Source organism: Nesterenkonia alkaliphila, assembly GCF_009758175.1.
Lineage (GTDB): Bacteria > Actinomycetota > Actinomycetes > Actinomycetales > Micrococcaceae > Nesterenkonia > Nesterenkonia alkaliphila.
In genome coordinates this window covers 1-13,589 of sequence record NZ_WRPM01000061.1, presented here as the reverse complement: position 1 = coordinate 13,589, position 13,589 = coordinate 1, and the positions used below count along the sequence as shown (strand labels likewise).

Sequence of the window (13,589 nt, the reverse complement as noted above, 5' to 3'; positions counted from 1 at the left end):
TAGACCGATTCTGCGGAGTGTCGCTGACAAGCAGGAACAAGTACTTTAGCCGGTTAAGAGGCACACCCCAGTACGCCCCATCGATTGAACAAACCCATTCCGGCTACAGTATTGAACGAAATCATCGGAAGTGAATTGAGATCCGTGGTCTGAGTGGAATATCGCTTCCTTAGCTGCTCCGCCTTGGGTGCGGGCCATCTCTAACGCATCGATGACCAGGCTGGCGCGCATGTGCTTGGCGGTCTGCCAGCCGATGACCATCCGGGTGGCTAAGTCGATGACCACAGCCAGGTACAGCCAGCCCTGCCCAGTGCGCAGGTACGTGATGTCTCCTACCAGTGCCTGGCCAACAGTGTAGTGCTCGGGGGTGAAGTCCCGGCCCAGCTTGTCGGTGAAGACCGCGGCGTGCTCCTCGGCGATGGTGGTGCGCTTATAGGCTCGCTTCTGGATCGCTGCCAGATCCATTTCGCGCATCAGATCAGCCACCAGCCCTACCGAGGCATCGAAGCCCTCGGCGTTGAGCTGGGCGGCCACACGCCGGCACCCAGCAGTGCCGCGCTGTTCGGTGAAGATCCGGGCGATCTCGACCTTCAACACATCCCGACGAGCCTGGGTAGCCGTGACCCTGCCGGCCCGGGCTCGCCAGGCATAGAACGAGGAGCGAGCCACTTCTAGCTGCTGGCACATCCACCAGATCGGGTAGGTGTCCTTCTCCGCCTCGATCAGGGCTGACTTCTCGTTCAGTCCTGCTCCCTGGCGAAGAAGGCCGCGGCTTTTTTTAGGAACTCATTCTCCATTTTTAGCTGCCGGTTTTGCTCTTCCAACTCGGCCAGCCGGCCATGATCTGCCGGGGTCATCGTCTTGTCCGGTTCCGGGTTGTCCTGCCGGTATTTCTTCACCCAATTACCCAGGGTGCCGGGGTTGATCGCCAGCTCCTCAGCGACTGTGATGATCGGCCGCTGGCTCTGAATGACCAGCTGAACCGCCTCAGCTTTGAACTGCGAACTGAACTTTCGTCGTGATGTTGATGCTGCCATGTCCCTGATCCTCTCTCATCAAGAGACTGTCCAACATCCTTGATACACCTCAGAGGCCATTAACGGCCTACTGGAGGGTGTGGGGATCAAACTGGTCCACACCACTGGCGAGGATGCTGAGTCCTCGTTCCGTCAGGAGCCGATTCCGGTGTCTAACCAGATCAGCGACATCATGACCGCCACTATCGCCGCATCCCTGGCTCATCTGGTCACCGAGGAGGAGACCGGACGGCTGCGCATCTGCCGCGGGGATGACTGTGAGGCGGCCATTGTTGACCTCACCCGAAACCGTTCTAAGCTCTTCTGCGATTTCGGCAACTGCGCCAACCGTGCTCATGTGCGCGCCTACCGTGCCCGGCAGGCCGCCAAGCGCAACGGCACCACCGCTGTCACCGAGAGCTCCGAGGCCTCACCGAACTCCGGGGCCGGCAGTAAGCGGAAGTTGGAGAAACCCTCCTCCGCCGAGAAGGCCGAGGAGATCAACCGTCCGACCTCTGTCTCTGCGGTAGCGGCCAAAGAGTTCCGTGATCGGATGCGCGAGGAGCTCATGGATAAGCGCAAGAAGAAGTCGAAGACGAGCAAGAAAAGCTAGCTGTCTCGGCTCGGCATCCCGGTGGGGGTTCATTGCGGTGGACCCTGGTGAGCCCCCATCCGGGATGAAGGCAATCAACCTATTCGAAGTATCTGCGAGGATTCTCCACCAGGATGGTGTTGAGATCTGATTCGCTGACTCCGCGATCTTTCAGCGTGGGGATGACGTCCTCACTGATATGGCGGTAATTCCACTTCGGTGCCGCCTGAGCCCTGGCCTGTGGATCGAACCAGTCGATGAAGCAGGAGGCGTCATGGGAGATAGTGATCTTCTCGCTATAACCCCTCTCGACCAGCGCGACAATGGTGTCGATGCGCTGCTCAAAGGGCAGCAGCACATCCAAACCGAAGCGGTCCATACCCAAGAGTGAACCTGCATCGGCCAACTTGGTGAGATAGCCCAGGTCAGTGGAGTCTCCGCTGTGGCCGATGATCACCTTGCTGAGGTCCACACCCTCTTCTGCCAATACCCGCTGGGCCACCAGGCCTGATTCAGTGTGCGGATTAGTGTGCACGGTGATCGGTGCGCCAGTCTGGGCGCTGGCCTGACCGACAGCACGCATGGCACGCTCCACACCAGGAGTCAGCCCCGGTTCCTCGATAGCGCATTTCAAGAATGCGGCACGCACTCCAGTATCGGCAATCCCCTCAGTGAGATCCCTGATGAACAATTCGGTCAGCGGCTCCGGGACATCAAAGAGCAGCCCCGGGCCCTGGTGGTGGAACTGGAGGGGGATATCCCGGTAGGTGTACAGACCGGTGGCCAGCACGATATTGAGATCCAGACCTTCGGCGATCCGCTGGATCCTCGGAACATAGCGACCCAGACCCAGGACTGTGGGATCCAGAATGGTGTCGATCCCCAGCTGATGCAGCTCACTCAGCTGTCGACGCGCATCAGCGACTTTCTCTTCTTCATCCCAGTCCTGCTGGTAGTTCAGGCGGTACTCCTCGCCCAGCACGAAGACATGCTCATGAACCAGGGTTCGCCCCAGTTCGCGGGGCTCGATGAAACCTGTGGCAGTGGGGATGTATTCCATGTCACATAGCGTAGGCCAGAATCCATTGAATGTGAACACAGGTTCACTTCTCTCCAAAATGTGATTGACACCACACTCCCTGGCGGTTAGCTTAGATCAAAGTTGATGTCATGTTCAGAATCACTCCTACCGAAAAGACACAGCCGTCATGTCACAGAAATCTCGTTCGACTCTTCGTCCCCTGATCGCCCTGAGTACTGTCAGCCTCCTAGCCCTGACCTCCTGCGGAAACGGAGGGGGCGACGGCGAGGGAGGCACGATCACCATCGGCGTTACCGGCCCCCAGTCCGGCGGTGGCGCCCTCTACGGCGAGAACGTCGAGGCAGGTATCCGCCTCGCCATTGATGAGCTCAACGAACAGGGGGTGACCATCGACGGAGAGGAATACACCGTCGAGATGCGCGCCCTGGATGATGAGTACCAGCCAAATGCCGCAGCCACCAATGCCCAACGGCTGGTGGAGCAGGACGATGCCAGTGTGGTCTTCATCCCCCACGCCGGAGGCATCCACGCAGCCCAGGAGATCAACACCTCCCGCAGTGACTTCCTCATCGGCGCTTACAGCTCCGACCGGCGCATTATCGAACGCGATAACGAGCTGACCTTCATGATCTCTCCACCGTTTGTCAGCTACTCCGAGCCCTTCATCCGGATCTTCCAGGAAGAGCAGGGGGCTGAGCGCCTGGGGCTGCTGGCCACCGCCAGTGAGTACGGCCAGCAGTGGACCACCATGATCACTCAGGACTGGGAGGATGCCGGCGGCGAGGTTCTGAGCAATAACAACTTCGACTATGGGGCAGTTTCCGACTTCGCCAGTTCCGTGGCCCGAACTCTCTCCGATGACCCCGATGTCATCCTGGTCGGCGGTCCCTCCCAGACCACTGCCCTGGTCATCGAGGAGGCCCGGGATCAAGGTTATGAGGGCGGGTTCATGATTATGGACCAGGCCAAATTCGAGGAACTCGAGCTTTTCACCGACCCCGAGAACCTCAATAATTCCGCCGGTGTGAAACCAGTCGCCGAATTCGATGACCCCGGAACGGACAGCCTCGTCGAACGCTTTGCCGAGGACATCACCGAGGAACGTCCCATCACTGCCGAGACTTCACTGAATTTCCAGGCAGTCGCCCTGGTGGTCAAAGCCATGGAGATCGCTGGCACCCATGAAGACCCCGCTGCTATCCGAGAGGCTATGCCAGAAGCGGCAGCAGAAGTCGACGACGTCTTCCGGGTCTCCGGCTTCCCCGATGAGGTTACCGATGAGGGACTGCTGATCTCTGATTCCCTCGAAGGGGCCTACCGCGATTCCGAGGGCAACTACGAGTACTTCCCTATGGACATCGAATAACCCCTGGCAGAACACCAGCATGTCCTGAACAGTCCCAAACTCTCTAGTGAGGACTCCGCATGACCCTGTTTGTCCAACAGTTCTTCAACGGGCTGTCACTCGGAGGAGTGTACTGCTTGGCCGCCATTGGCCTGACACTGGTCTTCGGGGTGCTGCGCATTCCCAATCTGGCCCACGGCGCTCTCTATATGGTCGGCGCCTATCTCACCTATTTCTTCCTCACCTCAGCCGGGGTGCCCTATATTCTGGCCATCGCGCTGGCGGCCTTAGTGCTGGCCGGGATCGGCATCGGTATGGAGCGGGTGGTCTTCCACCCGCTGCGCAATGCACCGCATACCCACCATATGATCGCCGCCGCAGGTGCAATGTTCTTCCTGCACTCTCTGATTCAGGCCATCTGGGGTGCTGACTTCCGGCGCATGGAATCACCGATCACCGGCCGGGTCGAGATCCTGGGCACCCAGGTCTCCTGGCAGCGGGTAACCATCGTGATCACCGCCGTCGTCGTTCTGATTGCCCTGACCTGGTTCATCAAACGGACCGTGCACGGCCAGAGCATCGAGGCCGTGGAACAGGACCGGGTCGGGGCCTCCCTGGTGGGCATCAACCCGAACCGGGTCTCCATGCTGACCTTCGGACTGGCTGCCGCTCTGGTGGCCGTGGCCGCCGGGCTGGTGGCTCCGATCAACCTGCTCTACCCCACCATGGGTGACGTCATCATGGTCAAGGTCTTCGCCATCATCATCCTCGGCGGACTCGGTTCCATCCCCGGGGCCATCGTCGGCGGCTTCACACTCGGAATGGCCGAGGTGATGGCTACTACCTATGTCTCAGCCGTAGCCGGTGAGGTCATCGCCTTCGTGGTGCTGATCTTGGTGCTTGCCATCAGACCCACAGGACTTCTGACGAAGGCGGTGCAACGATGAAGCTGACATTCTCCATCCGCGGAGTTGGCGCCCTGCTGGTGGCAGCGGCCCTGCTCTTCGCCCCGCTGATTCTGGCCGAGCAGAACTATCTGCTTCGGGTGCTGATCACCGGTATCACCTACGCCATCGCTGTCTATGGGCTCAACATCATCCTCGGTTTCACCGGCCAGCTCTCCCTTGCCCACGGCGGGTTCTTCGGCATCGGCGTCTACACCATGGGACTGCTGACCACCGATTATGACTGGTCCTTCTGGGGTGCGTTGCTGGCGGCCATCGTGCTCACCACTGTGGTGGGATTCCTGGCCGGGCTGCTGGCGCTGCGGACCAGGGAGGCTTATTTCGCAGTCTTCACTATGGCCCTGGGGCTGATCATCTATATGATCATCAGCCGTTGGGAGGATGTCACCCATGCCTATTCCGGTGTGCTGGGGGTGAAGCTTCCGGAGAATATCGGCCCGCTGGACTTCAGCGAACCGGCCACCTACTACTACCTGCTGCTGGTGTTCCTCGCCGCTGCCGCCTATGTCACCTATACCCTGCGGGTCTCCAATGTCGGACGCAGGCTTTTGGCCATCCGCACATCAGAGGATCTGGCCAGCTCCATCGGCATCAATGTGGGGCTGAACAAACAGCTGGCCTTCACGGCATCGGCGGGCTTCGCCGGACTCGGCGGGGCACTGTTCGCCTCCGCAGAGGGATTCATCGGCCCCAATTCCTCCTCCATCGACCTCACCTTCGAACTGCTGATGTTCTTGCTTGTCGGCGGTGTGGCCACCGTGATGGGACCGATTGTGGGCACCCTGCTGGTCCTGGCGCTCTTCGAGGCATTCCAGGACTTCCAGGCCTACCGGTTCATTCTGCTGGGGCCGGTGATCATCGCCCTGGTGATCTATGCACCGCAGGGTCTCATCGGTCGGCTCAATGAGCTGACTCTCCGGTGGAAACGCCGCAGGGCCGCAGCCCCGAAGACCCCAGCCGGACCACCAGATTCCGACTCTCCGGCCGATCCCAACGATGAGAAGGCAGAGGTGCGCTGATGCTGATGCAGGTACGCGGACTGTCCAAGACCTTCGGCGGTCTCCATGCTGTCGAAGACGTCAGCTTCGATATCGCCGAGGGGGAGATCACCGCGATTATCGGCCCCAATGGTGCCGGGAAGTCTACCCTGTTCAACCTGATCACCGGGTTCTACCGTCCCACAGCGGGATCGGTGACCTTCAAGGCCAAAGACATCACCGGTCATCCGGCCCATCGGACAGCCCAGGCTGGGGTAGCCCGGACTTTCCAGACCACCAAGCTCTTCGAGCACAGCTCGATTGCCGAGAATGTTCTGGCAGGCTGCGCGGCCGGATCCCGTTCCACACTCATCGACGCCGTTTTCCGCACCCCCCGGCATCGCCGGGAGGAGAAGGCGAGTATGGATAAGACCCTGGAGCTGCTGGAGTTCACCGGCATCCTGGAGTTCAAAGACGAGATCGCAGCCAATGTGCCCCATGAGGTGCAGAAGCGGGCCGCCGTCGCCCTTGCCCTGGCCACCGAACCCGAACTGCTGCTGCTGGATGAACCGGCAGCCGGTATCACCGAGGATGAGACCGCCCGATTCGGGCAGTTGATCCGGCAGATCGTGGCCCGCGGGGTCACTGTGGGGCTGGTGGAGCACAAGATGTCACTGATCATGAGCCTCGCGGACAGTATCTTGGTCCTTGACCAGGGCCGCAGAATTGCTTGGGGCACCCCCGAGGAGGTCCGCTCGGACCCCCGCGTGATCGAGGCCTATCTCGGTGCCGGCAGCCAGGGCTCCACGTCCCAAGAGGACGGCATTCAGGAACGGACCCCGGGACAAGGAGCCTAGCCATGCTTGAAGTACGAGACCTCTGCGCCGGTTATGACACTGTCGATGTCCTCCACAATGTGAACATCACCGCCGAGGCCGGACGCCTGACCCTGGTTCTGGGCGCAAATGGTTCGGGGAAGTCCACCCTGTTCCGCACGATCAGCGGCCTGGTCCGCGGCCGAAGCGGCAGCATCACCTTTGAGGACAAGTCGATCAGCAAGCTGTCCTCAAACCGGATTGTTCGCGCGGGAATTGCCCATGCTCCTGAGGGCCGGCATCTGTTCCCTCAGTTGAGCGTGGAGAAGAACCTCACCCTGGGCAACTACGCCAGGCGCAGTTCAAAATCCGAGCTCAAGGAACTGCTGACCCGGGTCTTCGATCTTTTCCCCATATTGCAGGAGAAACGTTCCCAGGCCGCAGGCTCACTCTCGGGTGGGCAGCAGCAGATGGTCGCTATCGGTCGGGCGCTGATGTCCGATCCCAAACTGTTGATCCTCGATGAGCCTTCCATGGGTCTTGCCCCGATGGTCACTGAGCAGGTGCTGCAGGCGGTGGCCGAGGTCAATTCTGAGGGCACCGGGGTGCTGCTTGCCGAGCAGAATGCCCAGGCCGCACTGGGCTTTGCCCATTACGGATATGTCCTGGCTGAGGGCCGAGTGGTGCTCTCCGGGGCGGCCTCAGACCTTCAGAACGATCCCGAGGTTCAGAAGGCCTATCTGGGGGTCTGACAGAACTTGAACTTGACCTCAAGTTCTAGATAGGCTCTGTGGTACAGATCTCATTCAGAGGGAGAGCCCATTATGCCGACCACCACCACGTCTGTTCATCTGGCCCAGCGGCCCACCGGTCTGCCGGTGGAGGAGACCTGGGAGATCCGTCGTACCGAGCTGCCCGATGAGCTGGAGGAGGGGCAGTTCCTCGTCGTCGTGGACTACATCTCTCTGGACCCGGCGATGCGCGGCTGGCTCAATGATGTCCGCTCCTATATCCGGCCGGTCCAGGTGGGCGAGCTGATGCGGGCCAATGCCACTGGCACCGTCACCGCCTCCCGTCACCCCGACTTCGCCGAGGGTCAGGCTGTTGTCGGCCCCTTCGGCGTGACTGAACACGCCATCAGCGATGGGACCGGGGTCACCGCTATCGATACCCAGCTTGCTGCACCGCCGACCTGGCTGGGTGCCCTGGGCATGCCGGGCCATACCGCCTATTTCGGCCTGCATGATGTCGGCGAACTGAAATCCGGTGATACCGTGCTGATCTCCGGTGCCGCCGGTGCGGTGGGCAGTGTTGCCGGCCAGCTGGCTAAGGCCCAGGGCTGCACGGTCATCGGTGTCGCCGGTGGAACTGAAAAGTGCCAATGGCTTGAAGAAATCGGCTTCGACGCCGCAGTGGACTATAAGAGCGACAATGTGCTCAAGAAGCTGCGCGAAATCGCCCCCGATGGCATTGATGTCTTCTTCGACAATGTCGGCGGGGAGATTCTGGATGCTGGGCTGGCGAATCTGCGCCGCGGCGCCCGGGTTGTCATCTGCGGTGCGATCTCCTCCTATAACGAGACCTCCCTTCCCCCGGGCCCCAGCCGTTATCTCTCGCTGTTGGTCTTCCGGGCGAAGATGCAGGGTTTTGTGGTCTTCGATTACGCCGACCGCTACCCGGAGGCGGTGGAGAAGGTCGGTGAGCATATTTCCAACGGCACCCTGACTGCTCGTGAAACAGTTCTCGAGGGTGGGGTCACCGCCTTCAACGAGGCGCTGCAGGGGCTTTTCAAAGGGGTCAATACCGGAAAACTGGTCCTGAAGGTCTGAAGCTGCAGCGGCTTGAGGCCGGGCCCTGACCCCGCAGCATCACCCACATTCGATTCGTTCTACCCAGGAGAGGAGCCTCACCGTGAGAGAGGCAGTCATCGTATCCACCGCTCGGACCCCCATCGGCAAAGCGTACCGGGGGGCGTTCAATGACACCCAGGCCCAGGAGCTGGCCGGACACGCGATCTCCCATGCTGTCTCCCGCGCCGGGATTGATGGCGCGGAGGTCGACGACGTGGTGCTGGGGGCGGCCCTTCAGCAGGGCTCTACCGGGTCGAATATTGCCCGTCAGGCTGCGCTTCGTGCCGGTCTGCCGGATTCAGTGGCCGGTATGTCGGTAGATCGGCAGTGCGCCTCGGGCCTGATGGCCATTGCCACTGCTGCCAAGCAGATCATCCACGATGGCATGGAGGTCGCCATCGGCGGTGGTGTGGAGTCCATCTCCCTGGTGCAGAACGAGAAGATGAACACTCACCGCCTGAAGGATCCGTGGCTGGTGGAGAATGTGCCGGACCTCTACATGCCCATGCTGCACACTGCTGAGGTGGTCGCTGAGCGCTATGGGGTCAGCCGTGCTCAGCAGGATGAGTATGCACTCTCCTCCCAGCAGCGCACGGCCGAGGCTCAGCAGCAGGGCAAGTTCGACGATGAGATCGTCCCGCTGCCCAGCACCAAACTGGTTCTGGACAAGGAGACCGGCGAAACTCACCAGGAGGAGGTCACCCTCAGCAAGGATGAGGGCAACCGGCCTTCCACCACACTGGAGTCCCTGACCGGGCTCAATCCTGTACTGCCCGATGGTGATGTCACCGCGAAGTCCACCATCACCGCCGGTAATGCCTCCCAGCTCTCCGACGGCGCATCGGCGTCGGTGCTGATGAGCGCTGAGGCTGCTGCCGAACGTGGTCTGACCCCCTTGGGCACCTATCGCGGTATGGCAGTGGCCGGCTGTAAACCCGATGAGATGGGTATCGGCCCGGTCTTCGCCATCCCGAAGCTGCTGAAACAGCACAATCTGGAGATCGGCGATATCGGTCTCTGGGAGCTCAATGAGGCTTTCGCCTCTCAGGCGGTCTACTGTCGGGACAAGCTCGGTATCGACCCCGACCTCTATAACGTCAACGGTGGCGGCATCTCCGTAGGCCACCCCTATGGCATGACCGGTGCCCGACTGACCGGCCACGCCCTGATCGAAGGTCGCCGCCGGGGTGTGCGCTATGTGGTGGTCACTATGTGCATCGGTGGAGGCATGGGTGCCGCCGCCCTGTTCGAGGTGAACTCATGAGCGATATCCTCACCAGCGTCAGCCAGGGTGTGGGCACTATTACCCTGAACCGGCCGGATCGCCGCAATGCTCTCTCCCCTGCCATGGTGGATGGGCTCAGCCAGGCCCTGACCGATATGGAGGCTGATTCCGCTGTCGGCGCCGTGCTGCTCACTGGGGCCGGTGGGACTTTCTGCTCCGGCGGGGATGTCCAGGAGTTTGAGGCCCGCGGTGGTGAAGGCGGCGGTGGTGACACTGTGGACAAGGAGGCCGAACAGCAGCAGCTTCAGCGGCAGTTGGCCACTGTGGGACGTCTCTACCGCTTCCCGAAACCGGTTGTCGCTGCCCTTCCCGGGGCGGTGGCCGGTGCCGGTATGGGTTTCGCCCTGGCCGCGGATCTGCGGATCGGCAGTCCCCGCACTCTGTTCGCCACCGCTTTTGCCGGGGTCGGACTCGGTGGGGACTTTGGGGTGGCCTGGCTTCTTCACCAGTTGGTGGGTCCGGCCAAGGCTCGCGAGCTGATGTTCCTCTCCCCGCGGGTGCGCGGTGAGGAGTGCCTGCAGCTGGGCCTGGTCAACACTCTGGTTGAGGAGGATCAGCTCCATGACCGGTCGGTGGAGCTCGCCACCCAGCTGGCTCATGGACCTTCGGCAGCACTGGGCGCGATGAAGCAGAACCTCCTGCAGGCTCCGCATTCCACTTTGGAGGATGCCATGGGCCCGGAGGTCGCCCGCCATAAGGAGACGGGTCTGACCCAGGATCATAAGGACGCGGTCAGCGCCTTTGTCCAGAAACAGACCCCAACCTTCAGCCCAGGGTGGCATGAGGGAGCCTCGTCATGAATTTTGAGGGCGCGGTCGCAGTCGTCACCGGTGCTGCCGGTGGAATCGGTGCTGCATTGGCTAAGGCCCTGCATGCCCGCGGCAGCAGTGTGGTGCTCACGGACCTCACTGAGGAGGCTGTGCAGCAGCGGGCCGATGAGCTCAATGCCATCCGCCCGGACAGCGCTGTGGCCCTGGCTGGGGATGCTGCGGAGTCAGAGCATATCCAGGCCTGTGTGGACCTAGCGGAGCAGCGTTTCGGTCCGGTGGATCTCTATGCCGCCAATGCCGGCATCGGCGGCGGTCTGGGCCTTGAGGCAACCGATCAGCAATGGCAGCAGGCCCTGGATGTGAATGTGTTGGCCCATGTTCGTGCCGCCAAGCTGCTGGTCCCGCAGTGGTTGGAGCGCGGTTCGGGGCATTTCCTCTCCACTGCCTCGGCTGCGGGACTGCTGACCCAGATCGGCTCGGCTACCTATGCGGTCTCTAAGCATGCGGCGGTGGCGTTCTCCGAGTGGCTTTCGGTCACCTACGGTTCCCGGGGTATTGGGGTCAGCTGCCTGTGTCCTATGGGGGTCAATACGAATATGTTGCGCGGCCCCTCCACTGCTACCCGGGCGGTCACTGACGCCGGGGAGGTTTTGGAGCCCGACGACGTCGCCGCCTCGGCTCTTGAGGCCGTGGCCAAGAATGAGTTCCTGGTCCTGCCTCATCGGGAGGTCCATGAGTTTTGGCGGCGTAAGAGCTCCGATTACGAACGCTGGTTGGCGGGTATGCGCCGCTACCAGGACTCATTGGTCTGATCGAAGTCGAGCCGACCCATGGGAGTACGACTTAGGCACCTTCAATCTATAAGGAACCGTCATGGATTTTGAGCTTTCTGATCGCTGCAAGGACTACCAGGAGAAGCTGCTGTCCTTTATGGACGAGCATGTGTATCCGGCTGAGGCGACTTATGCCGCCCAGATGGCTGAGGCCGATTCCCCGAATGTGCAGCCGCCGGTTCTGGAGGAGCTGAAGGTCGAGGCCCGCAGTCGGGGTCTGTGGAATCTCTTCCACCCCCATGAGAACCCCGAGTGGGGCAGCCCGGGGCTGAGCAATCTGGATTATGCTCCGCTGGCTGAGATTATGGGTCGCAGCCCGCATCTGGCCCCGGAGGCCACCAACTGCAATGCCCCGGATACCGGGAATATGGAGGTTCTGGAGGTCTTCGGAACTCAGGAGCATAAGGAACGTTGGCTCAAGCCGCTGCTTGATGGGGAGATCGCCTCGGCCTTCTGTATGACCGAACCGGCTGTGGCCAGCTCGGATGCAACTAATGTGCAGCTGCAGATGGTCAAGGACGGCGATGAGTATGTGCTAAATGGGCGCAAATGGTTCGCTTCGAATGCCCTGCATCCCCATGCCCAGGTCCTGATCGTTATGGGTAAGACAGATCCCGAGGCGTCGACGCATCGTCAGCAGTCGATGATGGTGGTGCCGATTGATGCACCGGGTGTCACGATTGTCCGTGGTCTGCCAGTCTTCGGTTATATGGACCGTGAGGGTCATGCCGAGATCATCTTTGAGGATGTCCGGGTTCCCTCCAAGGACCTCCTGGCTGGTGAAGGTGAAGGCTTCATGATCAGTCAGGCCCGCCTGGGTCCTGGTCGAATCCACCACTGCATGCGCTCGATCGGTATGGCGGAGCGTTCTTTGGATTTGATGATCCGCCGGGCTCAGGAGCGGGAGACCTTCGGTGCTCCGGTTGCCGACCGGGCCAATATTCAGGACTGGATTGCCGAGGCCCGGATTGAGATCGAGATGACCCGGCTTCTGGTTCTGAAGACGGCCTGGCTGATGGACACTGTGGGTAACCGTGAGGCTCGCACCGAGATCGCCGCGATCAAGGTGGCCGCTCCGCAAATGGCCTTGAAGATCATCGACCGCGCGATTCAGGTCCATGGTGGTGGCGGCGTCACTGATGACTTCCCCCTGGCCAGCTTCTACGCCCACCAGCGCACCCTGCGCTTGGCCGATGGTCCCGATGAGGTCCATAAGCGCAGTATCGCCAGGATGGAGCTGAAGCGGATGCGCAACCTCGTAGCCGCAGGCTAATACAACCAACCACAATGAGGGCGGGGCAATCCATCTGGGGTCGCCCCGCCCTCGATGCACATTCCATGGGCCTCACAGCGGGGTCACTATTGAGTTTTCAAACAACTGTGGCCAGTCCGTTTCCGGGGCCAGGATGTGAAGTCTTTGGGGCACACCTGCTCTGCCTGCCCTCTCCACCACCGGGGTCCCATTGGAGGGATCCTGAGTGGTGGAGGGCCTGGGCAGGTTGGGGTTAGGCAGCATCGTCTACTGCCCAGTCTGGTGGTGGGCCAGGGTCCGATTCTGAGATGTATGGGTCTTTGTCCTCGCAGGGGTCTTGGGTGAAGCTCCACGGTTCCACGTCCCCGGGATCTGCTCGAGTCTGATCGGGCGGGTGGTGTTTATGGCTCTTGATGTCATGGCAGTTCTTACACAGAGTCTGTAGGTTCTGCCCGGTGGTGGCTCCACCGGTTTCATATGACTGTTTGTGGTCGATCTCTGCTGACCATCCGGATTCGGTACACCCGGGGGTCTGGCACTGCCCATCCCGAATCAGAACCGCGTTCCGCTGATGAGCCCGAGCGGTACGTGATTCGTAAGTCTTAGTCAGCAGGTTCTGAGCCTCGGGGTCAGTCTTGCTGACCCAGGCATCAACATCCTCAGTACTGATAGAGGCCGGTGCGGTCCGGGACTTAGTGACGGTAACGACCTCACCAACACCAGTGGAAACTGCATCTTCGATTGCAACGTCCTGGGTGACGCCTACGGCGTACCAGTCATTGCTTCAGTAGTGCCCCATAGAGTGGTGTAACCCTCCCGAGGGCCGTGACCGTATTCGTCTTGGATG

Annotated in this window: 15 protein-coding genes; 11 read left to right on the top strand and 4 right to left on the bottom strand. The window is 61.0% G+C overall.

Annotation, left to right across the window (positions count from 1 at the left end):
• Positions 1-45: 45 nt before the first annotated feature.
• Together GNZ21_RS08470 and GNZ21_RS08465 are read right to left on the bottom strand one after the other, a co-directional pair.
• Entirely contained in the window at positions 46-723 is a 678-nt protein-coding gene (locus GNZ21_RS08470) for an IS3 family transposase (protein WP_229659619.1), read from the bottom strand.
• A gap of 17 nt (positions 724-740) precedes the next feature.
• Entirely contained in the window at positions 741-1,037 is a 297-nt protein-coding gene (locus tag GNZ21_RS08465; RefSeq protein WP_157323278.1) for a transposase, read from the bottom strand.
• Between the two features lie 148 nt (positions 1,038-1,185).
• Between GNZ21_RS08465 and GNZ21_RS15695 the strand changes: the two genes are divergently transcribed.
• Positions 1,186-1,629 (top strand): CGNR zinc finger domain-containing protein, encoded by a 444-nt coding sequence (locus tag GNZ21_RS15695; RefSeq protein WP_331250821.1) that lies wholly within the window; start codon positions 1,186-1,188, stop codon positions 1,627-1,629.
• Between the two features lie 79 nt (positions 1,630-1,708).
• On the opposite strand, the gene GNZ21_RS08455 is transcribed toward GNZ21_RS15695, so the two are convergent.
• Positions 1,709-2,668, bottom strand: coding sequence for a phosphotriesterase family protein (locus tag GNZ21_RS08455; RefSeq protein WP_157323276.1), 960 nt, complete (start codon positions 2,666-2,668; stop codon positions 1,709-1,711).
• Between the two features lie 148 nt (positions 2,669-2,816).
• On the opposite strand from GNZ21_RS08455, the gene GNZ21_RS08450 reads away from it, so the two are divergent.
• From GNZ21_RS08450 to GNZ21_RS08405, 10 genes are all read left to right on the top strand, one after another.
• Positions 2,817-4,016, top strand: a complete 1,200-nt coding sequence (locus tag GNZ21_RS08450) for an ABC transporter substrate-binding protein (RefSeq protein ID WP_157323274.1) — start codon at positions 2,817-2,819, stop codon at positions 4,014-4,016.
• 59 nt (positions 4,017-4,075) lie between these two features.
• Entirely contained in the window at positions 4,076-4,942 is an 867-nt protein-coding gene (locus GNZ21_RS08445) for a branched-chain amino acid ABC transporter permease (RefSeq protein ID WP_157323272.1), read from the top strand.
• Positions 4,939-5,979 (top strand): branched-chain amino acid ABC transporter permease, encoded by a 1,041-nt coding sequence (locus GNZ21_RS08440; RefSeq protein ID WP_157323270.1) that lies wholly within the window; start codon positions 4,939-4,941, stop codon positions 5,977-5,979. Before GNZ21_RS08445 ends, GNZ21_RS08440 begins: the two co-directional genes overlap by 4 nt.
• Positions 5,979-6,794: an ABC transporter ATP-binding protein gene (locus tag GNZ21_RS08435; protein ID WP_138253988.1), complete on the top strand. Its 816-nt coding sequence runs from the start codon at positions 5,979-5,981 to the stop codon at positions 6,792-6,794. Before GNZ21_RS08440 ends, GNZ21_RS08435 begins: the two co-directional genes overlap by 1 nt.
• Positions 6,795-6,796: 2 nt before the next feature.
• Complete coding sequence (locus GNZ21_RS08430) at positions 6,797-7,504, top strand: ABC transporter ATP-binding protein (protein ID WP_138253987.1); 708 nt, start codon at positions 6,797-6,799, stop codon at positions 7,502-7,504.
• Positions 7,505-7,576: 72 nt separating this feature from the next.
• Positions 7,577-8,581, top strand: a complete 1,005-nt coding sequence (locus GNZ21_RS08425) for an NADP-dependent oxidoreductase (RefSeq protein WP_157323268.1) — start codon at positions 7,577-7,579, stop codon at positions 8,579-8,581.
• Between the two features lie 82 nt (positions 8,582-8,663).
• The gene (locus GNZ21_RS08420) at positions 8,664-9,866 is read left to right on the top strand and encodes an acetyl-CoA C-acyltransferase (protein WP_188503843.1); all 1,203 of its coding nucleotides are present in this window, start codon (positions 8,664-8,666) and stop codon (positions 9,864-9,866) included.
• Entirely contained in the window at positions 9,863-10,687 is an 825-nt protein-coding gene (locus GNZ21_RS08415) for an enoyl-CoA hydratase (protein ID WP_157323266.1), read from the top strand. The genes GNZ21_RS08420 and GNZ21_RS08415 overlap by 4 nt, the downstream gene beginning before the upstream one ends.
• Positions 10,684-11,469 carry an SDR family oxidoreductase gene (locus GNZ21_RS08410; RefSeq protein WP_157323264.1) on the top strand — a complete coding sequence of 262 codons (786 nt, stop codon included), beginning with the start codon at positions 10,684-10,686 and terminating at the stop codon, positions 11,467-11,469. Before GNZ21_RS08415 ends, GNZ21_RS08410 begins: the two co-directional genes overlap by 4 nt.
• A 61-nt stretch (positions 11,470-11,530) precedes the next feature.
• Positions 11,531-12,763 (top strand): acyl-CoA dehydrogenase family protein, encoded by a 1,233-nt coding sequence (locus GNZ21_RS08405; RefSeq protein ID WP_157323262.1) that lies wholly within the window; start codon positions 11,531-11,533, stop codon positions 12,761-12,763.
• A gap of 232 nt (positions 12,764-12,995) precedes the next feature.
• On the opposite strand, the gene GNZ21_RS16310 is transcribed toward GNZ21_RS08405, so the two are convergent.
• A complete protein-coding gene (locus GNZ21_RS16310; RefSeq protein WP_414477745.1) occupies positions 12,996-13,295 on the bottom strand; it encodes an HNH endonuclease signature motif containing protein in 300 nt (99 codons plus the stop codon).
• Between the last annotated feature and the right edge of the window lie 294 nt (positions 13,296-13,589).